Genomic DNA, 21,393 nt, shown 5'->3' with positions numbered 1-21,393 from the left:
GCGAGAAAGCCGGCCCGGAGCCGCCGCGCGGCTCGCTCAGGACGTGTCCTTGCCCGCCATGCTCGTTCAGACCCCGTCGGCGCCGGACGACCGGGCCCGCGTCGCGTCCATCGCCGCCGCCATCGTCTGTGTCGCCGTCGTCGGCATCGGCCTCAGCCTCACGATCCCGCTCCTGTCCCTCGAAATGGCCAGGATGGGCGCGTCCAGCACCCTCATCGGCGTTAACACCGCCGTCGCCGGCCTCGCCAGCATCCTGACGGTGCCGTACGTGCCGCGGGTCGCCGCGCGCATCGGCGTGGTCCGCCTGCTGATCCTGGCCCTGGGCCTCGGCGCCCTGATGCTCACGGGCTTCAAGGTGTTCCAGGACATCGCCTGGTGGTTTCCCCTGCGCTTCGTGTTCTCGGCGACCCTCGGCGCCCTGTTCGTCCTCTCCGAGTTCTGGATCAGCGAGGCCGCCCCGCCGGCCCGGCGCGGCCTGGTGATGGGCATCTACGCCACGGTGCTGGCCCTCGGGTTCGCCGTAGGCCCGACCCTGCTCGCCCTCCTCGGCACGGAGGGCTACGCGCCCTACCTCGCCGGCTCGGGCCTGTTCCTCGTCGCCATGGTGCCCCTGCTGCTCGCGCGCGGCCTGTCACCCGAGATCGGGCAGGGCGGCAGCCGCTCGATCCTCGCCTATCTCCGCCTCGCGCCCGCCGCGACGGGCGCCGCCCTGGTCTACGGCGCCGTGGAGACCGGTGGGTTCGCCATCCTGCCTCTCTACGGCCTGCGGCTGGGCTACGACGCGCAGACGGCGGCCGGCCTCGTCTCCGCCCTGGCGCTGGGCAACGTCCTGTTCCAGATCCCGGTCGGCTGGCTCGCCGACCGCATCGACCGGCGCATCGTGCTCCTGGCCTCGGCCCTGTGCGGCGCGCTCGGTTCGATCCTGATTCCCGTGGCCTCGGCCTCGTTTCCGGCGCTCGTCCTCCTGCTGTTCGTCTGGGGCGGGTTGGCCGGCACCCTCTACACCGTGGGGCTGGCCCAGCTCGGCGCCAGCGTGCGCGGGCCGGAGCTCGCCGGCGCCAACGCCGCCTTCGTGCTGCTCTACAATGTCGGCCTCATGGTCGGCCCTCCGATCATCGGCGGCGGCATGGATCTGGTGCCGCCCCAGGGCTTCGCCTACAGCCTGTGCGCCCTGTTCCTCGCCTATGCGGGCGTCGTGGCCTGGCGCCTGCAAGGCTATCCCCGGCCTTGACGAAACGTGATCCATGGGGCAATCACGCGCCGGTATTCAGCCGGCTGCCGCCGGCCCTTTTGCGTTTCGCTGATGCGGAATGCCGCCATCACAGGAGCGCCGCGCCATGGCCAAGGCCGTCACCGTTAAAGTCAAGTTGATCTCGACCGCCGACACGGGCTACTTCTACGTCACGAAGAAGAACTCCCGCACGCAGACCGAGAAGCTTTCCATGAAGAAGTACGACCCCGTCGTGCGCAAGCACGTCGACTTCAAGGAAACCAAGATCAAGTAGGCCGCCGCTTCAGCGCACCGGCCATCGGGCCGCTTCCCCGCACGGGGAGGCGGCCTTTTTGTTGGACGCTTTCACGGCATCTTCCACGGCATCTTGGCCTCGCATTTGCTCGCTTCGGCCGCTATCTGCTCTACTTCTTCCGGGTGGCGTGAAACGACGCGTAGAAGATTCGTCATGACGCGACTCGTGGAAGTCTCGCCGCTTTCGTACTTCTGGAATGCCCGAAGGCCTCCGCCGAAGATCTCGCCCGCCTTGGCCTGCGACAGCCCGAGTGTCTTGCGCAGCCGAGCCACCTCGGCCGGCGTCGCCAGATTTTCCACCGTGGCTTTCAGGGTCGCGAGTTCGCGGTCCGATATCTTCATATCCGCACGGGTGAAGATGCTCTCGCCGCTGCCGTCGCAGTACCAACCGGGCATGTCGAAGGTCCGCACGCTGCCCTTGTAGTGCAGCGTGAAAGGGCGCGTGTCGCGAAACATCACCTGCCCGGAGACGGGGCAGACGGGTGCTTCAGTCATTGTTCTTTTCCTTGAATGACAGCAGCAAAAACTCGGTGACGACGTCCGCGCGGAACTTGATGTAGAGGACGCCGATCGATGACGGGACATGATAGACGTCCTGCCACTCCCGCGGATTGGCATGGGACGTCACGGATTTCTGAAAGTGCTTTCGCTCCAGCATTTGAACGATCCGTACCATGTCGGTTGAACCGACCCCGAGGGCCGCAGCCGTTCGCACGGCGGACCCGGCCGCGCTGAATTTGGGTGATCGCGCCCAAGCCCGGAAGGCGTGCAAATCGTAGGTCGGTTTGCGCTTTTCGGACATCTCCATTTTGCACCATGATGGTGTCGTTTCAAGGTCTGCGTTCAAGCGGGCGGACCCGACAGGTCTACATGCCCCGGCTTTGTGCCCAACGGTAGCACACGTAAAGCGTGTAGGGCCGGCTCCGCTGTTTTGGGGTCACGTGGCGCATGGTTGTCACGCCCAGGCGGCCTGCGGTTGAAGCCGCCGACCGTTCGGGCCATGGAGGGCGACGCTTCGTATGGCTATCGGGACGCGCCTCATGACTCAGGACTTCGACGTCGATCTGTTCGTCATCGGCGGCGGCTCCGGCGGCGTGCGAGCCGCGCGGATCGCGGCGGGCTACGGTGCGCGGGTCCAGCTCGCCGAGGAGTACCGGGTCGGGGGCACCTGCGTGATCCGCGGCTGCGTCCCGAAGAAGCTCATGGTCTATGCCGGCCGGTTCCGCGACGAGTTCGAGGATGCCGCCGGCTTCGGCTGGAGCGTGCCCGAGCCGCGGTTCGACTGGCGCGTCCTGAAAGCCCGGCGCGACGCCGAGGTCGGCCGTCTGGAGGGCATCTACGGCACCAATCTGGGCAAGGCCGGCGTCGCGATCGTGCCCGAGCGCGCGGTGATCGAGGATGCCCATACGGTGCGCCTCGTCGCTTCCGGGCGGCGGGTCCGGGCGAAGGTCATCCTCGTCGCGGTCGGCGCCCATCCCGTGAAGCTGCCGGAGGTGCCCGGCTGCGAGCTCGCCATCACCTCCAACGAGGTGTTCGATCTGGAAACCATGCCCGAGCGCATCCTCGTCGTCGGCGGCGGCTACATCGCCGTGGAGTTCGCCGGCGTGTTCGCGGCTCTGGGCGCACGCACCACCCTGGCGCATCGCGGCGACCGGCTCCTGCGCGGCTTCGACGACGAGATCCGCGACGCCCTCGACGAGGCCTACGCCAAGCGCATGGACCTGCGCCTCGGCACCAGCGTCGAGCGCCTGGAGCGCGTCGCGGGCGGTCTCGCCGTGACCCTGAGCGACGGGACAAGCCTCGAGGTCGATCAGGTCCTCTACGCCACCGGCCGGCGACCGAAGGTCGAGGGCCTCGGGCTCGACGCCGTCGGGATCACCCTCGACGGGGCCGGCGCGATCCCCGTCGATGGGTTCTCGCAGACCCGCGTGCCGTCGATCTACGCGGTCGGCGACGTCACCAACCGGGCGGCGCTGACCCCCATCGCCATCCGCGAGGGACACGCCTTCGCCGACACGGTGTTCGGGGACAAATCCTGGGCCGTCGATCACGACCTCATCCCCACGGCCGTGTTCTCGACGCCCGAGATCGGCGTCGTCGGCCACAACGAGAGCACGGCGCGGGAGCGCTACGGCAAGATCGACATCTACCGGTCGAGCTTCCGCCCGATGAAGGCGGCCCTGTCGGGCCGCGACGAGAAGGTCCTGATGAAGGTCATCGTCGATTGCGCCAGCGACCGGGTCGTGGGCGTCCACATCCTCGGGCACGATGCCGGCGAGATCATCCAGGCGGTGGGCATCGCCGTCACCATGGGTGCCACCAAGGCGGATTTCGACCGCACCATCGCGGTCCACCCCACCGCCGGCGAGGAACTCGTCACCATGCGCACGCCCGTGGTCACCAAGCGCCCGGAGGGGGTCGGCTAGCGCGCACCGTCGCAGGCGGGAACAGGGCGGCTGCGGAGCCGGTTGCCGAAAGAGCAATCGCCTGACCGGACCCCCCATGACCGACAAGATGGCCGACCCGAAAATCGAACCCTATACCGGTCCGGCGGGTGGCTGGGGCTCCGCGGCGTCGCTGGCCGAAATCCTCCTGCGCGAGGAAATCCCGGCTTCGGGTGCAGCGCTTCTCCTGAAGCAGAACAAGCCCGACGGCTTCATGTGCACGTCCTGCGCGTGGTCGAAGCCGAAAAAGCCTGCCGCCTTCGAGTATTGCGAGAACGGCGCCAAGGCGACCGTCTGGGAGCAGACCACCAAGCGCGTCGGCCCGGATTTCTTCGCGACGCATACGGTCACTGACCTCCTGGGCTGGAGCGACTACGCCCTCGAGGAGAAGGGCCGCCTCACCCATCCCCTGCGCTACGATCCGGCGACCGACCGCTACGTTCCGGTGGAATGGGCCGACGCCTTCGCGGAGATCGGCCGCGAGCTGCGCGCCTTGGAGCCGAAATCGGTGGTCTGCTACGCCTCGGGCCGGGCATCCCTCGAGACATCGTACATGTACGCGCTGTTCGCCCGGCTCTACGGCAACAACAACCTGCCCGACTCGTCCAACATGTGCCACGAGCCGACCTCGGTCGGGTTGAAAGCCTCCATCGGCTCGGCCGTGGGCACCACTGTGCTGGAGGATTTCGAGTCCACCGACCTGATTCTGTTCTTCGGCCAGAACGTCGGCTCCAATTCGCCGCGCATGCTCCATCCCCTGCAGGATGCGCGCAAGCGCCGGGTGCCGATCATCACCTTCAACCCCCTGCGCGAGCGCGGCCTGGAGCGCTTCACCAACCCGCAATCGCCCGTCGAGATGGTGACCCGCAGCGAGACCCGGATCTCGACGCAGTACCATCAGGTCAAGGCGGGCGGGGACATCGCCGCCATGACCGGCATGTGCAAGGCCCTGTTCGCCGACGACGACGCGGCCAGGGCGGTCGGCCGGCCGCGCCTCCTCGACGTGGCCTTCATCGAGGAACACACCCACGGGATCGACGCGTTCAAGGCCTATTGCGAGGCGCAGGACTGGGCCGCTCTGGTGGCGCGGTCCGGCCTGACCCGGGAGGCCATCGAGTCCGCTGCCACGGTCTATGGCCGGGCCCGCGCGGTCATGGGCATCTACGGCATGGGCCTGACCCAGCACCGAAAGGGCACCGAATCGGTGCAGATGCTGGTCAACCTCATGCTCCTGCGCGGCAATGTCGGACGCCCCGGCGCCGGCCTCTGCCCCGTGCGCGGCCACTCCAACGTTCAGGGCCAGCGCACGGTGGGCATCACCGAGAAGCCCGAACTCGCACCCCTCGACACCCTCGCGGCGCAGTACGGCTTCGCGCCGCCCCGGGAAAAGGGCCTCAACACCGTCGAGGCCTGCGAAGGCATCCTCGACGGTTCGGTGAAGGCGTTCCTCTCCCTCGGCGGCAACTTCGTGCGCGCCATCCCCGATACGGTGCGGATGGAAGTGGCGTGGCGGCGCATGCGCCTCACCGTGCAGATCTCGACGAAGCTCAACCGCTCCCACCTCGTCAACGGCGCGGTGGCCTACATCCTGCCGTGCCTCGGCCGCATCGAGATCGACGCGCAGGCGAGCGGTCCCCAGGCCGTGTCCATGGAGGACTCGACGTCGTGCTTCCACGGCTCACGCGGGTTCACCAAGCCCGTGAGCGCCCAGGCCCGGTCCGAGCCGTGGATCGTCGCCGAACTCGCCAAGGCGACGCTGCCCCCCAATCCGAAGGTGACCTGGGACGCCTGGGTCGGCGACTATGCCAAGGTGCGCGACGCCATCGAGGCGACCTATCCGAACGTGTTCCACGACCTCAACGGCCGGATGTTCGATCCGGGCGGCCTGCACAAGCCGATCCCGGCGCGGGAACGCCGATGGGAGACCGAGACCGGCCGGGCCAACTTCACCGTGCCGGAGGGCCTCGACGAGGACCCGGACATGCCGGCGCGGGGCCCCGACATCCTAGACCTCATCACGCTGCGCTCAAACGATCAGTTCAATACGACGATCTACGGCTATGACGACCGCTTTCGCGGCGTGAAGGGCACGCGCACCATCCTGTTCATGAATGCCGCCGACATGGCGCGCATCGGGGTGCGCGACGGCGAGACGGTGGACCTCTCGACGCCGTCCGACGACGGCATCGATCGCTCGGTGAAGGGCCTGCGGGTGATCCAGTACGACATTCCGCCGGGCAATTGCGGCGGCTACTATCCTGAGCTGAACCCCCTGATTCCCCTGTGGCACCACGACGAACAGTCGAAGACCCCGGCGGCCAAGGCGATCCCCGTCCGGGTCGTGCCGGCCGCTGCGCGTTGAGGCCCGCGCGCACCTGACGTCACTTCGCCCCTCGACGCGCGGCTTCTCCGACCCATAACAGCCCCATGGAACAGCACGACGACGCGCACGATCGCCGTCAGGTGATCATCGACCGGATGCTGGCGGAGGCGCTGCATCCCGTCGACGACTATCGCCTGCCGAGCCACGATGCCCTGCCGCCCGATATGCGCAAGGCGGTGGACGCCCTCCTGGCCAAGGCGGAGGCCCAGCGCGTCCGCCGCCTCACCTACGAGGATCTGGAGGAGGCCCTGCCGCCGCGGGACGTCACGTCGGAGGATCTGGAGGCGATCTTCTGGATCCTGTCGGAGCACGGCATCGCCATCGAGGACGGCGACGTCGCCTGAGCGGAAAGCAGGTCAGCCCGGTGGTTCCCCGCACTCGCCTCTGCGGTCAAACCCCTCTATAAGCCGCGCTTTCCGCAACGCATCCTGCATTACGGAAAGCCGGCCGAGGGGTGGCGGGAGACAATCATGGGCGAGCGTTGGACACCGAAGACGGGTTGGTCGCCGAAATCTTGGCGCAACCTGCCGATCCAGCAGGTGCCGGCTTATCCGGATGCCGCCGCCCTCGAAGCGGTCGAGGCCCAGCTCGCGAGCTTTCCGCCCCTGGTCTTCGCCGGTGAAGCCCGCAAGCTGAAATCGGCCCTTGCCCGCGTCTCGACGGGCGAAGCCTTCCTGCTTCAGGGCGGCGATTGCGCCGAGAGCTTCGACGAGCATTCGGCCGACAACATCCGCGATTTCTTCCGCGTGTTCCTGCAGATGGCCCTGGTCCTCACCTTCGCGGGCGGCTCGCCCGTGGTGAAGGTCGGGCGCATCGCCGGACAGTTCGCCAAGCCGCGCTCGTCGCCGACCGAGACCCTGGGTGGGGTGAGCCTGCCGAGCTACCGCGGCGACATCGTCAACGGCCTCACCTTCACGGAGGAGGCGCGCATCCCCGATCCGCGCCGGCAGCTCGAGGCCTACCGCCAGTCGGCCGCGACTCTCAACCTGCTGCGCGCCTTCGCGACGGGCGGCTACGCCAACCTCGAGAACTCGCATCGCTGGATGCTGGGTTTCGTGAAGGATTCGCCGCAATCCGCGCGCTACGCCGATTGCGCCGAGCGGATGACCGAGACCCTCGACTTCATGCGCGCCATCGGGATCAATCCCGAGACGCACCAGGAGGTCCGCACCACGGACTTCTACACCAGCCACGAGGCCCTGCTGCTCGGCTACGAGGAGGCGCTGACCCGCGTCGATTCCACGAGCGGCGACTGGTACGCCACCTCGGGCCACATGCTGTGGATCGGCGACCGCACCCGGCAGGCCGATCACGCCCATATCGAGTACGCGCGCGGCATCAGGAACCCCATCGGTCTGAAGTGCGGACCGTCGATGACGGCCGAGGGCCTGATCGGGCTCATCGACCAGCTCAACCCGGCCAACGAGGCCGGGCGCCTGACCTTGATCTGCCGCTTCGGCGCCGACAAGGTCGGCGACCACCTGCCGGGCCTGATCCGGGCGGTGGAGCGCGAGGGCCGCAAGGTGGTGTGGGTGTGCGATCCCATGCACGGCAACACCATCTCGGCCGGCGGCTACAAGACCCGTCCGTTCGAGCGGGTGATGCAGGAGATCGAGAGCTTCTTCGGCATCCACCGGGCCGAGGGCACCATCGCGGGCGGCATCCACCTGGAGATGACCGGCAAGGACGTCACCGAGTGCACGGGCGGCGCCCGCGCGCTGACCGCCGACGACCTGCAGGACCGCTACCACACCTACTGCGATCCGCGTCTCAACGCGGAGCAGGCCTTGGAAGTCGCGTTCCTCACCGCCGAATTGGTGAAACGCGAACGCGCCGAGATCGAGCGTCCCCGTCTCGACGCGGCGGAGTAAAGAAAAGGCCCCGCCGAGCGGGGCCTTTTTTGTTTCTCATCCGGGATTAGATCACTGGCGCGAAGAACGCCTAGTGCAACCAGCCGGTGAAGAAATAAATGATCAGGATGATCGGCAAGGGAATGCCGATGAGCCAAAGCAAACCGCCCTTCAACATGACGCAGCTCCCGTGGAGACATTTGCCTTCCAACGGGCCGGGTCCGGAATCGGTTCCTGAACGTCGGGCGATCGGCCGGGGATCACCGTTTCAAAGCACCTCCCGCTGCCCCTTGCCCCGGCGCTCGTAGTAGAACGGAATCGGCAGGTAGGGGGCGAGGTTGCCCGCGACCTGGGCCTCGACGTCGGTGAGCACGAGGCCAGTGATGCGCGGCAGGTCGAGGCTGCGCGCCTCCGCGAAGGTCACCCAGGCGAGTTCCACCAGTTCCGAATCCGGCGTGACCACGCCGGCGGTCTCGCCCGCCACGGCCCTGCGGTCGACGGCGAAGAAGCGGGTGTCGAACCGGCGAGGCCGTCCCGGCGGGGTGATGGCGCGGGCGACGAGATGCAAGGCTTCGAGGTCCGGCATGATGCCGGCCTCGCGAAAAGCCTCCCAGACACCCTCGGGTGCGGAGTCCGGCGGCCCGTACTCGCGGGTGCCGAGCATCAGCCCGGTCTCCTCGTAGGTCTCGCGGATGGCGGCCAGGGCCAGAGCGCGACCGAGATGGTGCGAGGCGCGCGGCACCTGCGCGGCGAGGGCGTCCGTGGCCCGGGCCGAGAGGGCGCCGGCCACGGGCATGTGCCGGTCGCCCGGCTCGATGCGGCCGCCGGGAAACACGAACTTGCCCGGCATGAAGGCGAGGCCCGGATGGCGCCGCCCCATCAGGAGCTTCGGAGTCTTCTTCGCGCGGTCGAGGATGATCAGGGTGGCGGCGTTGCGGGGCCGAAGGGCGGCCTTCTTCGTCGGGTCAGGCGGGGTCGAGGCCGGGGCGAGTGTCGCTGGGTCCACGCTGACGATCCTCCGGACGCGACACGGCCGCGCTCGGCCCGACGGGTAGCGTGGCGAAGCCCCCCATGCCAAGGGCGTATTGCAGGCCGACGACGGCGCCCTTCACCGGCTGGAGCAGGGCGAGCGCCGAGGCGAGGGTGACGAGGGGCCAGAAGCTGAGCTGGAACCACAGCGGCACGGTGTAATTCGTCTCGAGCTCGAGGATGAAGTACCCGACGATGTGGCCGACGATGAAGATCACCACGTAGGGCGGCAGGTCGTCGGCGCGGTGGCTGTGCAGGGCAAGGCCGCAGGACTCGCAGTCCGGCCGCACCTTGAGGAAGCGCCCGAAGATCCGGCCTTCGCCGCAATGGGGGCAGCGGCCGACGAAGCCCCGTGCCATGGACTTCACGAGGCCATGGCGTTCGGCCGGGAGGGTCTCGACGCGCGCGGTCATGGCGGTGTTCGTCCTGTTCGTCATATCCCTCCTATACCACCCGCCTCAGCGGCGCGACCCGCGGTGGCGCGACCCGGCGTTGCGGATGCCGGGGGGACGGCCCGGCGCGCCGGCCCTGCGGGCGGTACGGGGTCTGTCGCCCGGCGAGGACCGTTCGGGCCGGGACCGGCCTTCCGACAGAAGTTCGAACCGAAGCGCCCCGGCCACGGCGGCGGCCTCGACGAGGCGGACCTCGACGCGGTCGCCGAGGCGATGGGTCTCGCCCGAGCGTTCGCCGACGAGGGCATGCCGGGCCTCGTCGTGCCGGTAGAAGTCGGCGCCGATGGTCGAGATCGGGACGAAGCCGTCCGCCCCGGTCTCGTCGAGCTTGATGAACAGCCCCGAGCGGGTCACCCCCGAGATCTGCCCGGTGAAGGTGGCGCCGACCCGGTCGGCGAGGTGGTGGGCGATGAGCCGGTCGATGGTCTCGCGCTCGGCCGCCATGGCCCGGCGCTCGGCCGCCGAGATCTGCTCGCCGATCTGATCGAGCATGCCCACGGTGACCTCCGAGGACAGGCCGTCGCGTCCGAGGCGGCAGGCCGCGATCAGGGCGCGGTGGACGATGAGGTCGGCGTAGCGCCGGATCGGCGAGGTGAAGTGGGCGTAGCGGCGCAGGTTCAGGCCGAAATGCCCGAGGTTCTGTGCGGCGTAGACCGCCTGGGCCTGGGAGCGCAGCACCACCTCGTTGATGAAGATCGCGTGCTCGGTCTCGGCCACGGACCCGAGGATGCGGTTGAACAGGGCGGGCCGGAGTTTGGCTTCCTGGGGGATCTTGATGCCGATGGAGGCGAGCACCTCGCCGAGGGCGCGCATCTTTTCCAGGGCGGGCTCGTCGTGGACCCGGTAGATCAGGGGCTGCTTGGCCTGCTCCAGGGTCTCGGCGGCGGCGACGTTCGCCTGGATCATGAACTCCTCGATGAGCCGGTGCGCGTCGAGGCGCGCCGGCACGACGACGCGGTCCACGGCGCCGTCGGCCGTGAGCAGCACCTTGCGCTCCGGCAGATCGAGGGCGAGGGGCCCGCGTTCGTCACGCGCGGTCTTCAGGGCCTCGTAGGCGGCCCAAAGCGGGCGCAGGACCGGCTCCAGGAGGGGCGCGGTGGTCTCATCGGTGAACCCGTCGATGGCCGCCTGGGCCTGGGCGTAGGACAGCTTCGCCCGCGAGCGCATCATGACCCGGTGGAAGCTGTGGCGGCGCTTCGTGCCATCGGCGGTGACGACCATGCGGACGGCCAGAGCCGGGCGGTCCTCGTTCTGGCGAAGCGAACACAGGTCGTTGGAAATGCGCTCGGGCAGCATCGGCACCACCCGGTCAGGGAAGTAGACCGAATTGCCGCGCATGAGCGCTTCGCGGTCCAGCGCCGAGCCGGGCCGGACATAGGCCGCCACATCGGCGATAGCGACGGTGACGATGAACCCGCCCGCATTGGCGGGATCGGGGTCGGGCACCGCCATCACGGCGTCGTCGTGGTCCTTGGCGTCGGGGGGATCGATGGTCAGCAGCGGCTCGGCGCGCCAGTCCTCGCGCCCCTCGACGCCGGCGGCCTCCACGGCATCGGCCTCGGCCAGGGTCGCGGCGGCGAAGACGTGGGGGATGTGGTGGAGATGCAGCGCGATGAGGCTGACCGCCTTCTCGGAGCCGAGGGACCCGAGGCGTTCCTTGACCCGGCCCTGGGGCAGACCGAACTGGGTCTCGCGCTGGAGGGTGACGCTGACGAGGTCGCCGTCGCGGGCCTCGCCCTCTTCGCCGACCGGGATCGCGATCTCGCGCCCCTGCGCCCGCTTCTCCACGGGGATGATGCGGCCCCCCTCCTTGCCGGCGCGGAAGACGCCGATGATCTCGGCCTTGTTCTTGCCGACGACCTTGATGACCCGGCCCGAATAGCGCTCGGTCTCGCCCTCCGTCGGCTCGACGCGCAGGAGCACCCGGTCATTGATGCCGGGCGCGGCGAGGCCCGGCTTGCGGCCGGGGCGCGGTGCGATCACCGAAATCTTCGGGGGCGGACCCTTCGCCTGGTCCCACTCGACGGGAACAGCCAAAAAGTCGCCGTCGCGGTCGCGGGACTTGATGTCGGCCAGCACCACCGCCGGCAGGCGTCCGGCCTCCGTAAGGCCGCCCTTGCCCCGCTCGATGGCACCGTCCTCCTCGATCTCCTTCAGGATGCGCTTGAGGCCGATGCGATCGGCGCCCTTGATGGCGAACGCCGCCGCAATCTCGCGCTTGCCGACCTTCTCCATCGCCGAGGCGATGAAGGCGAGGATCTCTTCGCGGGAGGGGAGGGCGGGGCGCCCGGGATTCGGATTGATGCGCTTGGCCAAAGGCTCGGGCTCGCGGCGCGGGCGCATGGCCCGACGCTAGAAGGTCTTGGCCGATCCCGGCACGGGATCACGGCCTCAAGCCCATAACATGGGCTCGACCCCGCTTCCGGGCAACGGGCGCGGGGGCAGCCCTCAACACCGTTTCGTCCGCCGCGGCGGATCAGCCCGTGGCGGCCGATTGGCGGATGCGCTCCACCGCCGCGTCGATGTCGAGATCGGGGGCGGCGATCTCCCCGAGGGTGAACGGGCACAGGGCCGGCAGCCCGAACTCGACCTGGCCTTCCGCCGCGCGGAATTCCGGCGCCTCGGCATCGCCCACCGCCAGGGTCCACATCCCGTCGATCTTGAGATGCGCGACGGCGGCCGGATCGGCGGCGATCCGGCCATGGTCCTGGCGCGCCTCCTCGCGCCACAGGAGGCTGGCGCGGTCGTCCCCCATGAGGGCCGCCTTCACGAGGCTGGCAAGGAGGTGTCTGACGTCGTTCATGGGGCTGTCCGTTGGAGCGCGATGGCGTCTACCCGGGCAAGGCCCGGGCCAGCCCTTCAGTACGGCGTGCCGCCCGCGCGCTTGGCCTGCAGCGCCTCGGCGTACCAGACCAGCTCGTCGAGGAAGCGCCTGGCGGCCTTGGTCAGCCATTCCTCCTGCGCGTTGCCTTCGGCATCGAGGGCCTTGCCGATGCGCGGGATCGGCAGGAGCGACGGGATGCTCGACGCACCGAGTTCGGCCATCATCGCACGCAGCTGCATCGCCGCGCGCACGCCGCCATACTGCCCGGCCGAGTAGCAGCAGATGGCGGACGGGCGCCAGGAATACTCCTCGAGGAAATGGTCGAGGGTGTTGGACAGGGCCGGCGGGATCGAATGGTTGTACTCGGCCGAAACCACCACGAAGGCGTCCGACCGGCGATAGAGCGTCGCCAGCTCCTCCAGGGCCGGGGGCGCCGACCCTTTGGGGTATTCCTTGTACATCTTGTCCAGCAGCGGCAGCTGCAGGGCGGCCGGATCGACCAGGGGCGCCTCGATGCAGCGCGCCTCCAGTTGCGTCACCAGGAACCGCGCGGCGCGCTCGCCCTGGCGTTCGGTGCGGACGGAGCCGAGGATCACGGGTATCACGAGGGGCATGGCAGGCTCCGGTGGAGGGATCGGTCAGGTCAGCCGTCGGTGGCGCGCTCGAAGGTGACGATGCTGCGGGTCTCGCCCTGCTTGGCCCAGTTCGGCATGATCCGCCACGGAGTGAGCACTTCGAGCCGCTTGCCGTCGAGCTTGAACGTGCGGGTCTGGTCCGTGCCGATCCAGTCGGGATTCCAGGCGGTGTCGATCCGGGTGGTCCACTGGTCGCCGCTGGTGGTGAACTTGCCAGTGTAGGACACGGTGGTGTCGAGGAGACGGGCCTTGCCCTCGGCGTCCTTGGCAGGCTTGCGGCCCTCGCCGGTGAGGTTGAAGAACACCCGGCCCTCGGGCGTGAAGTAGGCGTAGCCGGTGGGGTGCGCGCCCATCACCGGGTCCTTCTCGCCGCTGGACCTGATCTCGACCTCGTAGGAGACGAGCTTCCACAGGCCGGTGATGCGGGAATCGCCCTCCGCGTGGGCGCCGGTCGCGATCAGGCTTGCGACGGCGCCGAGGAGCAGGGTCCGGCCGCGTGGGCGGCGCGCCGGGACGTGACGGAGTCGGTGAACGGGCATGGGCATCTCCCTGGGGGCGGGCGTCTCGCGGCCCGCTCTCCCCTAATCTGGACGCCGAAAGCCCCGCGGCCAACCCTCTTCGTCAGGCATTCAAGCCCTGCACCGGACCGATCCCGGGCGCCGCGGCCTTCGCGCGCCTGCGGGCGCTGCGGCGGCGCAGGACGTAGAGGACGAGGCCGCTCGCCGCCAGGAGCGGCATCAGCAGGGAGGCAGCAAAGAACACGAACGCGACGAACCCGCCGAAGAAGCGCCCGCGATGGACCTCCAGCATGTTGTCGGCCATGAGCCGGCCCAGGGGCTTGTCGGCGTAGCGGGTGGCCGTCAGGCGTTCGCCGGTGGCCGGGTCGTAGGTGATCTCGTCGCGCGCCTTCGGATGGTCTGCGACACTGCCGAGATAGCGGATGCGGATCGCCGTGGTGTCCGGTCCCGGCAGGGCGACGATGACGAGGTGGGCGCCGGCGCCCTCGCGTGCGTTGAACGCGGCCCAGGCCCTGTCGAGGGCGAGGGGCGCCGTCTCGACGGTGCGGCCGAGGACGCGGCCGGGCTTGGCACGCGGCGCCTCTCCCGTCAGCACGTAGGTCGCCGCCGTCCGGTACCAGTCGTAGGACCACCACAGGCCCGAGAGCGCGATGACCGCGTAGACCGGCAGGAGCCACGTCCCCGCGATGGTGTGCAGCGACCACCAGCGCGCGCGGCCCGGGCGCCTGAGGTTGGGCTTCAGCCAGATCCGCCAGGAATGGATCTGGGGCCAGCGCAGGTAGAGGCCCGTCGCGAGGAAGGCGAGGAGGGCGATGGTGCTGGCGCCCGTGATGCTGCGGCCCCAGCCCTTGCCGTCGCCCGGCACGAGGAGCCAGCGATGCAGGGCGCGCACCGTCGCGAACGCGGATTCCAGACGCGCCTCACCGCGTTCGTGTCCGTCATACGGGTCGAGATAGACCGAGACCGGCCGCTCACCCGTCCGGGCGTCGTAGACGAAGCGGGCGCGGGGACTCCGCTCCGGGTCGCCCGAGAAGGTGAGGGCGTTCACCTTCAGGCCGGGGCGCTGTGCTTCCAGCCGCGCCACCAGGGCTTCGGGGCCGAGGCGGGCCGCGTCCCGCACGGCGACGAAGGCCCGGTCGCCGTTCGCCCAGTCGCCGATGGCGTCCTCGTAGCTCATCAGCGCGCCGGTCACGCCGAGGAGGACGAGGACGAGGCCGGCGCTGAGGCCGAGGGCCCAGTGCAGGCGGAACAGGATCGTGCGGACCATGGCTTTGCGCCCTACCAGAACAGGCGCGCCGAGACGATGGCCTGGAACGGCTCGCCCAACGCCACGCCGAGGTTGGTGCCGATGGACGAGGTGTAGGTGGTCTCGTTGGTGAGGTTGCGCAGGTTGAGCTGCACCGTCGCCGGCCGGTCCGCCACCTGGGTGTCGTAGGCGATGAACGCGTCGGCCACCGCGTAGTCCGGCATCCGGAAGGTGTTGGCGGCGCTGCCCGGCCGCGAGCCGACGTAGCGCCCGCCGAGGCCGGCGCGCAGGCGGCCGTCGCCCACCGGTCCGAAATCGTGGGTGAGGAACACCGAGGCCGTGTGGGGCGCGACGTTGAGCAATTCGTTGCCCTTCAGGGTCGGGTCCTCCGTCACCACCGCGTCGGTGTAGGCGTAGGTGGCGATGACGCTCCAGTCCGGGGCGATCTGGCCGGCGACGTCGAGTTCGAAGCCGCGGGAGTTCACCTTGCCGGCGGTGCGGCTGTAGCTGATGGCGTTGATGACCTCGGTGTAGAGGACGTTCGCCTTGGTGATGTCGTACAGGGCGGCCGTGGCGGTGATTCCGTCGAAGAGCTCGGCTTTCAGGCCGACCTCGTAGGCCTCGCCTTCTTCCGGCGGCAGGGCGCCGATGAAGCTCGCGATGGACGAGTTCGGCCGGAAGGTCTGGCTGTAGGACGCGTAGGCCGACAGGCTCGGCGTCAGGAGGTAGACGAGCCCGACGCGGGGTACCACGCGCCCGCCCGACACGTCCGTGTTGGTGTTGAACGGGCGGCCCTTGCCGGCCATCTGCGAGAAATCCTGATAGCGCAGGCCGCCGACAACGATGAGCTGCTCCGTGAGCGAGATCGAATCCTGCGCATAGACCGAGGCCGTCTCGATGCGCTCGCGCTGGTCGCTGTCCACGGCCGAGACGGCGAAGCTCTGCGGCAGCCGGCCGTAGATGGGATTGAAGATGTTGAAGCTGGTGCTGTTGGGGCCGCGGATCAGGCGGGTGCGCAGCACGTCGGAGTGGTCGTAGGACGCGCCGACGAGGAGGTCGTGCTCGACGCCGAGGAAGGTTTCCTTGCCGGTGAAGTCGAGGCGGCCGGAATGGACCGAGAAGTTCGAGTCCTGCGTGGCGTCGGCCCTGCGCACCAGGGCGTTGGTGGCCGGATTGTAGGACACCACCCGGGCCTGGTTGTCCTGATAGAAGTTGTGGCTGAAGGCGTAGTTGAAGTTCGCCTTCCAGGTGGCATCGAAACGGTGCTCGACGTTGAGGCTGGCGACGTGGTTCTCGCCCGCGGTGATGTTGTAGCGCTCGTCGAAGCGGCGGTCGCGCGGCACGTTCACGGGCTTGCCGTTACGCAGGTCGAAGATCGTGCCGCGGTCGAACGGAAGCTTGTAGTGCGACCACTCGTAGGCCAGCGTCACCCGCGTGGCGTCGCCCTGCCACGTCACCGACGGGGCGACGACCTGCTGGTTCTGGGTGCCGAAGTTGCGCCAGTACTCGGCGTTGCGATGCTGCGCAATGAAGCGATAGGCGAGGTTGGTGCCCGCGATGGGGCCGGTGAGGTCCGCCTCGACGCCGCCGCCGTTGAAGCTGGTGCCGAACGTCTCGATGTAGCCCGCCTGGACGAAACGCGGCGTCTTGGTGACGATGTTGATGAGGCCGCCGGGATCGAGGATGCCGTAGAGGGCCGAGGCCGGTCCTTTCAGCACCTCGACGCGCTGGGTGGTCGGCATGAACGAGCGCGGCAGCGCGGTCCGCAGGCCATCGCGAAGAATCGAGCCGTCGCGGTTGTCGCCGAAGCCGCGGCGGATGAAGGCGTCCTGGGTGCCGCCGAGGGTGTTGGTCTGGGTGATGCCCGAAACGTTGTAGAGCGCCTCGTCGAGGGTGCGCACGCCCTGATCCTGCAGCGCCTGCTCGGTGACCACGGCCACCGCCTGCGGAATCTTGAGGATCGGCGTCTCGGAGCCCATGGCGATGGAGGAGCGCACCGGCTGGTAGCCCCGCGACACCGCCTTGCCGTCGCCCGACACGGACAGTTCGTCCAGCGCAATGACGGGGTCGCTGGCCTGTTGGGCCTGCGCGGCACCCGACAACAGGCTGACGGTCGCCAGAAGAATGGCGTGGAAAGACGTCTTCGACATGGAGAGGGCTCGACTCGGACGACAGCGCGACGTGACCGAGCGAACGCCCCTTGTCTGCTGTATGTCTCCGCCTACCTAAAGCATCTGTCTATTGTCAATCGATGCGCGATCGAAGTCCATACCTGAGAAATATTGAATTGGACTATTTATAAAGTAGAAAGAGCCTTTCTACAACTTGCGATCGTCCCTCTTTGCATTATCGTGTGCGTGGATCGCACGGTGGCGTGAGGCAGCGTCACGGCAGCGGACCAAAACCCTACTTTATTGCCTGTTGGTCAGGGTGCGTTCCTGCCTTGCTGCACGGCTTCGGCGACGCGGACCGAAGTCGGGGAGTTGCCCCCGTGCGTGGAGCCCAAATGCACAGGGCCGGTGACCGACACCTCAACGCCGCTTCGAGGCCGGGACACGGCGGGCGTGGTTCTTCCCTTCCCCGACCGGCGCCCATCCCGGCCGGTTCTCGACCCGCAGAATACCCTCTCGGCGACCGGATGGGATCGGGGCCGCGCCTTCCTCGAGACCGAAAACGCGGAACGCCGGAGCCCCCTTCGAGGCCCCGGCGTCGCGATCGTCCGAAAGGTCGGGCGCGTGCGCCCGGCCCGCTCGCCTCAGAGCGAGTAGTACATGGTGAACTCGACGGGGTGCGGGGTCATCTCGTAGCGCATCACTTCCGTCATCTTGAGCTCGATGAACGAGTCGATCTGATCGTCGGTGAAGACGTTGCCCATCTTGAGGAAGGCGCGGTCGCGGTCGAGGTTCTGCAGGGCTTCACGGAGCGAGCCGCAGACGGTGGGAATCTTCTTCAGCTCGCGCGGCGGCAGGTCGTAGAGATCCTTGTCCATGGCCGGGCCCGGATCGATCTTGTTGAGGATGCCGTCGAGGCCCGCCATGAGCAGGGCCGAGAAGGCGAGGTAGGGGTTGGCCATCGGATCGGGGAAGCGGACCTCGACGCGCTTGGCCTTCGGGTTGGTCGTCCACGGGATGCGGCAGGAAGCCGAGCGGTTGCGGGCCGAGTAGGCCAGCAGCACGGGCGCCTCGTAGCCCGGCACCAGGCGCTTGTAGGAGTTGGTCGACGGGTTGGTGAAGGCGTTGAGCGCCTTGGCGTGCTTGATCGTGCCCCCGATGAACCACAGGCATTCCTGGCTGAGGTCGGCGTACTTGTCGCCGGCGAAGAGCGGCTTGCCGTCCTTCCAGATCGACTGGTGCACGTGCATGCCCGAGCCGTTGTCGCCGTAGACGGGCTTCGGCATGAACGTCGCCGTCTTGCCGTAGCTCTGGGCGACGTTGTGGATGCAGTACTTGTAGATCTGCATGTGGTCGGCGAGCAGGGTCAGCGTGTCGAACTTCATGCCGAGCTCGTGCTGGGCCGACGCCACCTCGTGGTGGTGCTTTTCCACCTTCACGCCCATGGACTGCATGGCGGCGAGCATCTCGCCGCGCATATCCTGGGCCGAATCCTGCGGCGGCACCGGGAAGTAGCCGCCCTTCATCGGGATGCGGTGGCCGAGGTTGCCGCCCTCGTAATCGGTGAAGCCGTTGATCGGCAGCTCGGTGGAATCGAGCTTGAAGCCGGTCTGGTACGGGTCGGAGGCGAACTTCACGTCGTCGAACACGAAGAACTCGGCCTCGGGGCCGACATAGATCGTGTCGCCGATGCCCGTGGACTTGAGATACGCCTCGGCGAGCTTCGCCGTGCCGCGCGGGTCACGGCTGTAGGGCGCGCCGGTGGAGGGCTCGAGCACGTCGCAGACGATGGACATGGTGGAGGCCGAGAAGAACGGGTCCATGCAGGCCGTGGCCGGGTCCGGCATCAGCAGCATGTCCGACTCGTTGATGGCCTTCCAGCCGGCGATGGACGAGCCGTCGAACATGGTGCCGTCGGTGAAAATCTCGTCGTCCACGAGGGAGACGTCGAACGTCACGTGCTGCCACTTGCCGCGCGGATCGGTGAACCGAAAGTCCACGTACTTGACGTCGTTGTCCTTGATCTCTCTCAGGACATCGGCTGCAGTCTTGGCCATCCTCGGGGGTCTCCTTCGTTCGCGGCATTCAGCCGTGGTTTTGCCGCCGGCCGCCGAGCGGCCCGCGGTTGGGCTCGGGTTTATAGGGTTTTCGCGCGGGGTGGACCCGGTTTGCGCGAAGAAAACACCATTGCCCGAAAACAGAGCAGCGATTCCGTTATGACGGACGGCGGCACGGTGCTGCGACGGCGATGACCCGGTCCGTGTCGGACCGCGCGTATCGGCGGATGCCCGGGGACGAGATCAGGAAAAAAGAATCAGATCGCGTCGGTGCCGGTCTCGCCGGTGCGGATGCGGATCGCTTCCTCGATGGACGAGACGAAGATCTTGCCGTCGCCGATACGCCCGGTCTGGGCCGATTTGCGGATCGCCTCGACGGCGCCCTCCACCAGGGCGTCCGACAGCACGATCTCGAGCTTCACCTTGGGCAGGAAGTCGACCACGTACTCGGCGCCGCGATAGAGCTCCGTGTGGCCCTTCTGGCGGCCGAAGCCCTTGGCCTCGATCACGGTGATCCCCTGCAGGCCGACCTCCTGGAGGGCTTCCTTCACCTCGTCCAGTTTGAAAGGCTTGATGATCGCTTCGATCTTCTTCATGCCGGGCGGGCCTGACCTCGATGCTGCTCTGAACCACTTTGGTATCATCGCCGCCGGGCCTTCGCCACGCCGTTTTGACGATGGTCGGCCAAAATCTGCACAACGAATGTGCATGCCCTGCAAATCGTTCGATCTCGCGCCCGTCGGTGGACCAGCGTGAGGCAGGGTGTGAGCGGCGCGCAGGCATGCAGGGAAACCCGGGATCGTGAGGGACTACGAGATGACGACGCGCCTGCTCACGGTCGAGGCCATGCGCCGGGTCGATGCCGCCGCGATCCGGGGGGGCACCGCGGGGGCGCAGCTGATGGCGCGGGCCGGGGCCGCCGTCGCCGACCGGGTGCGGGCCCGGCTGCCGGAGGGCGGGCGCGTCCTCGTCCTGTGCGGGCCCGGCAACAACGGCGGCGACGGGTTCGTGGCGGCCCGATCTCTCGTGGAGGACGGTATTTCCGTCGATCTCGCCGCCCTCGTGCCGGTCGCCGACCTGAAGGGCGATGCCGCCGGGGCGGCGGCCGGATGGACCGGTCCCGTCCTGCGGGTGTCCGACATCGTGAATTTCTCCGCCTACGGCCTCGTCGTCGATGCCCTGTTCGGCGCCGGCCTGTCGCGCGACCTCGACGGGGACGCGGCCGCCTGCGTGGAGCGTCTCGCGCGGGCGGCCGTGCCCGTCATCGCCGTCGACGTGCCGAGCGGCATCGATGGCGACACCGGCGCCGTCCGTGGCGTCGCCGTGCGGGCCGTCGAGACCGTCACCTTCGTCGCCCTCAAAGTCGGGCACCTGCTTCAGCCGGGACGCGCCCATTGCGGCACGCTCCATGTCGCCGAGATCGGCACCGGCGATGCGGATCTGGACGCCGGGTTCGGAACGGACGCCCCCCTGTGGCGCAACGGCCCGGCCCTGTGGGGACGTGCCGTTCCGCGCCTGGAGGCGACGAGCCACAAGTACGCGCGCGGTCACGTCCTGGTCCTGTCCGGACCGGTCCATCGCACCGGCGCGGCACGGCTCGCCGCGCGCGGGGCGCTCCGGATCGGGGCCGGCCTCGTCACCGTGGCCGCGCCCGCGGCCGCCATGGCGGAGAACGCCGCCCATCTCACGGCGATCATGCTGCGCGCCTGCGACAGCGCCGACGACCTCGACGACCTCCTGGTGGACGAGCGCCTGAACGTGGTCCTGGCCGGCCCCGGCCTCGGCATGGGCGAGGCCACCCGCGACCTCGTCGCCGTGGCGGCGGCGGCCTCGCGTCGCCTCGTGCTGGATGCCGATGCCCTCACGAGTTTCAAGGGGCAGGCGCGCCTGCTCGCCGCCCACCTCACCGAGGGCGACTCGCAGGCCGTGTTGACCCCGCATGACGGCGAGTTCGCCCGGCTGTTCGAGGGAACGGACGCGGTGGCCGACGACCTGTCGAAGCTGGAACGCGCCCGCCGGGCCGCGGCGCTCACCGGCGCCGTGGTGGTGCTCAAGGGCGCTGACACCGTCATCGCCGCGCCGGATGGCCGCGCCGCCATCAACGACCACGGCACGCCCTATCTCGGCACAGCCGGCTCGGGCGACGTACTGTCCGGCCTCGTCGCCGGCCTGCTCGCGCAGGGGATGGACCCGTTCGAGGCCGCCGCCGCCGCCGTCTGGATGCACGGCGATGCCGGACGCCGCCACGGCCCCGGCCTCATCGCCGAGGACCTTCCGGAGTTGATCTTGGCGGTGCTGCGCGGCGTTCTGGACACCTGA

General features: G+C 68.7%; 19 protein-coding genes. 7 read left to right on the top strand and 12 right to left on the bottom strand.

From position 1 onward, the window contains the following. Window positions 1-58 precede the first annotated feature (58 nt). Both ASF28_RS20750 and rpmG read left to right on the top strand, forming a co-directional pair. Window positions 59-1,231, top strand: coding sequence for an MFS transporter (locus ASF28_RS20750; protein ID WP_056097250.1), 1,173 nt, complete (start codon window positions 59-61; stop codon window positions 1,229-1,231). Window positions 1,232-1,337: 106 nt separating this feature from the next. Then, window positions 1,338-1,505 (top strand): 50S ribosomal protein L33, encoded by a 168-nt coding sequence (rpmG, locus tag ASF28_RS20745; RefSeq protein ID WP_018044575.1) that lies wholly within the window; start codon window positions 1,338-1,340, stop codon window positions 1,503-1,505. A 71-nt stretch (window positions 1,506-1,576) separates the two neighbouring features. On the opposite strand, the gene ASF28_RS20740 is transcribed toward rpmG, so the two are convergent. Both ASF28_RS20740 and ASF28_RS20735 read right to left on the bottom strand, forming a co-directional pair. Further along, a complete protein-coding gene (locus tag ASF28_RS20740; protein WP_056097248.1) occupies window positions 1,577-2,020 on the bottom strand; it encodes a type II toxin-antitoxin system MqsA family antitoxin in 444 nt (147 codons plus the stop codon). After that, entirely contained in the window at window positions 2,013-2,327 is a 315-nt protein-coding gene (locus tag ASF28_RS20735; protein ID WP_056097299.1) for a type II toxin-antitoxin system MqsR family toxin, read from the bottom strand. Before ASF28_RS20735 ends, ASF28_RS20740 begins: the two co-directional genes overlap by 8 nt. Before the next feature lie 238 nt (window positions 2,328-2,565). On the opposite strand from ASF28_RS20735, the gene gor reads away from it, so the two are divergent. From gor to ASF28_RS20715, 4 genes are all read left to right on the top strand, one after another. Continuing rightward, window positions 2,566-3,951, top strand: a complete 1,386-nt coding sequence (gene gor / locus ASF28_RS20730) for a glutathione-disulfide reductase (RefSeq protein ID WP_157085678.1) — start codon at window positions 2,566-2,568, stop codon at window positions 3,949-3,951. An 88-nt stretch (window positions 3,952-4,039) separates the two neighbouring features. Further along, window positions 4,040-6,331 (top strand): FdhF/YdeP family oxidoreductase, encoded by a 2,292-nt coding sequence (locus ASF28_RS20725; RefSeq protein WP_056097298.1) that lies wholly within the window; start codon window positions 4,040-4,042, stop codon window positions 6,329-6,331. A 65-nt stretch (window positions 6,332-6,396) separates the two neighbouring features. Further along, window positions 6,397-6,696: an RNA polymerase sigma factor region1.1 domain-containing protein gene (locus tag ASF28_RS20720; RefSeq protein ID WP_056097244.1), complete on the top strand. Its 300-nt coding sequence runs from the start codon at window positions 6,397-6,399 to the stop codon at window positions 6,694-6,696. Between the two features lie 126 nt (window positions 6,697-6,822). Beyond that, window positions 6,823-8,223: a class II 3-deoxy-7-phosphoheptulonate synthase gene (locus tag ASF28_RS20715; RefSeq protein ID WP_056097242.1), complete on the top strand. Its 1,401-nt coding sequence runs from the start codon at window positions 6,823-6,825 to the stop codon at window positions 8,221-8,223. Window positions 8,224-8,470: 247 nt separating this feature from the next. On the opposite strand, the gene ASF28_RS20710 is transcribed toward ASF28_RS20715, so the two are convergent. The 10 genes from ASF28_RS20710 to ASF28_RS20665 form a co-directional block, all read right to left on the bottom strand. Further along, window positions 8,471-9,208 carry an NUDIX hydrolase gene (locus tag ASF28_RS20710; protein WP_056097240.1) on the bottom strand — a complete coding sequence of 246 codons (738 nt, stop codon included), beginning with the start codon at window positions 9,206-9,208 and terminating at the stop codon, window positions 8,471-8,473. Beyond that, entirely contained in the window at window positions 9,168-9,644 is a 477-nt protein-coding gene (locus tag ASF28_RS20705) for a DUF983 domain-containing protein (protein ID WP_056097238.1), read from the bottom strand. Before ASF28_RS20705 ends, ASF28_RS20710 begins: the two co-directional genes overlap by 41 nt. 45 nt (window positions 9,645-9,689) lie before the next feature. Continuing rightward, window positions 9,690-11,999: a ribonuclease R gene (rnr, locus tag ASF28_RS20700; protein WP_056097296.1), complete on the bottom strand. Its 2,310-nt coding sequence runs from the start codon at window positions 11,997-11,999 to the stop codon at window positions 9,690-9,692. A gap of 160 nt (window positions 12,000-12,159) precedes the next feature. Next, a complete protein-coding gene (locus tag ASF28_RS20695) occupies window positions 12,160-12,486 on the bottom strand; it encodes a hypothetical protein (protein WP_056097236.1) in 327 nt (108 codons plus the stop codon). A gap of 56 nt (window positions 12,487-12,542) precedes the next feature. Further along, window positions 12,543-13,121, bottom strand: coding sequence for an NADPH-dependent FMN reductase (locus ASF28_RS20690; protein WP_056097234.1), 579 nt, complete (start codon window positions 13,119-13,121; stop codon window positions 12,543-12,545). A 29-nt stretch (window positions 13,122-13,150) separates the two neighbouring features. Next, entirely contained in the window at window positions 13,151-13,681 is a 531-nt protein-coding gene (locus ASF28_RS20685) for a lipocalin-like domain-containing protein (protein WP_082476708.1), read from the bottom strand. Window positions 13,682-13,763: 82 nt separating this feature from the next. After that, a complete protein-coding gene (locus ASF28_RS20680) occupies window positions 13,764-14,927 on the bottom strand; it encodes a PepSY-associated TM helix domain-containing protein (protein WP_056097232.1) in 1,164 nt (387 codons plus the stop codon). 11 nt (window positions 14,928-14,938) lie between these two features. Further along, window positions 14,939-17,056, bottom strand: a complete 2,118-nt coding sequence (locus ASF28_RS20675; protein ID WP_056097231.1) for a TonB-dependent siderophore receptor — start codon at window positions 17,054-17,056, stop codon at window positions 14,939-14,941. Between the two features lie 605 nt (window positions 17,057-17,661). Then, on the bottom strand, window positions 17,662-19,074 hold the full coding sequence (gene glnA, locus ASF28_RS20670; RefSeq protein ID WP_056097229.1) for a type I glutamate--ammonia ligase: 1,413 nt from the start codon (window positions 19,072-19,074) through the stop codon (window positions 17,662-17,664). Between the two features lie 257 nt (window positions 19,075-19,331). Beyond that, the gene (locus ASF28_RS20665) at window positions 19,332-19,670 is read right to left on the bottom strand and encodes a P-II family nitrogen regulator (RefSeq protein ID WP_056097227.1); all 339 of its coding nucleotides are present in this window, start codon (window positions 19,668-19,670) and stop codon (window positions 19,332-19,334) included. Window positions 19,671-19,890: 220 nt separating this feature from the next. Between ASF28_RS20665 and ASF28_RS20660 the strand changes: the two genes are divergently transcribed. Then, window positions 19,891-21,393 (top strand): bifunctional ADP-dependent NAD(P)H-hydrate dehydratase/NAD(P)H-hydrate epimerase, encoded by a 1,503-nt coding sequence (locus ASF28_RS20660; RefSeq protein ID WP_056097225.1) that lies wholly within the window; start codon window positions 19,891-19,893, stop codon window positions 21,391-21,393.

The organism is Methylobacterium sp. Leaf99 (genome assembly GCF_001422375.1).
GTDB lineage: Bacteria > Pseudomonadota > Alphaproteobacteria > Rhizobiales > Beijerinckiaceae > Methylobacterium.
Note: the sequence above shows the minus strand (reverse complement) of the source record. Positions and strands in the feature narration are given on the sequence as shown.

What these genes read in the sequence shown, in the direction of transcription:
- ASF28_RS20665 (WP_056097227.1), bottom strand. Translation starts at nt 19,670, where the DNA reads ATGAAGAAGATCGAAGCGATCATCAAGCCTTTCAAACTGGACGAGGTG.
- ASF28_RS20680 (WP_056097232.1), bottom strand. Translation starts at nt 14,927, where the DNA reads ATGGTCCGCACGATCCTGTTCCGCCTGCACTGGGCCCTCGGCCTCAGC.
- ASF28_RS20705 (WP_056097238.1), bottom strand. Translation starts at nt 9,644, where the DNA reads ATGACCGCGCGCGTCGAGACCCTCCCGGCCGAACGCCATGGCCTCGTG.
- gor (WP_157085678.1), top strand. Translation starts at nt 2,566, where the DNA reads ATGACTCAGGACTTCGACGTCGATCTGTTCGTCATCGGCGGCGGCTCC.
- ASF28_RS20695 (WP_056097236.1), bottom strand. Translation starts at nt 12,486, where the DNA reads ATGAACGACGTCAGACACCTCCTTGCCAGCCTCGTGAAGGCGGCCCTC.
- ASF28_RS20735 (WP_056097299.1), bottom strand. Translation starts at nt 2,327, where the DNA reads ATGTCCGAAAAGCGCAAACCGACCTACGATTTGCACGCCTTCCGGGCT.
- ASF28_RS20740 (WP_056097248.1), bottom strand. Translation starts at nt 2,020, where the DNA reads ATGACTGAAGCACCCGTCTGCCCCGTCTCCGGGCAGGTGATGTTTCGC.
- ASF28_RS20690 (WP_056097234.1), bottom strand. Translation starts at nt 13,121, where the DNA reads ATGCCCCTCGTGATACCCGTGATCCTCGGCTCCGTCCGCACCGAACGC.
- ASF28_RS20725 (WP_056097298.1), top strand. Translation starts at nt 4,040, where the DNA reads ATGGCCGACCCGAAAATCGAACCCTATACCGGTCCGGCGGGTGGCTGG.
- ASF28_RS20715 (WP_056097242.1), top strand. Translation starts at nt 6,823, where the DNA reads ATGGGCGAGCGTTGGACACCGAAGACGGGTTGGTCGCCGAAATCTTGG.
- ASF28_RS20720 (WP_056097244.1), top strand. Translation starts at nt 6,397, where the DNA reads ATGGAACAGCACGACGACGCGCACGATCGCCGTCAGGTGATCATCGAC.
- glnA (WP_056097229.1), bottom strand. Translation starts at nt 19,074, where the DNA reads ATGGCCAAGACTGCAGCCGATGTCCTGAGAGAGATCAAGGACAACGAC.
- ASF28_RS20660 (WP_056097225.1), top strand. Translation starts at nt 19,891, where the DNA reads ATGACGACGCGCCTGCTCACGGTCGAGGCCATGCGCCGGGTCGATGCC.
- ASF28_RS20750 (WP_056097250.1), top strand. Translation starts at nt 59, where the DNA reads ATGCTCGTTCAGACCCCGTCGGCGCCGGACGACCGGGCCCGCGTCGCG.
- ASF28_RS20675 (WP_056097231.1), bottom strand. Translation starts at nt 17,056, where the DNA reads ATGTCGAAGACGTCTTTCCACGCCATTCTTCTGGCGACCGTCAGCCTG.
- rpmG (WP_018044575.1), top strand. Translation starts at nt 1,338, where the DNA reads ATGGCCAAGGCCGTCACCGTTAAAGTCAAGTTGATCTCGACCGCCGAC.
- ASF28_RS20685 (WP_082476708.1), bottom strand. Translation starts at nt 13,681, where the DNA reads ATGCCCGTTCACCGACTCCGTCACGTCCCGGCGCGCCGCCCACGCGGC.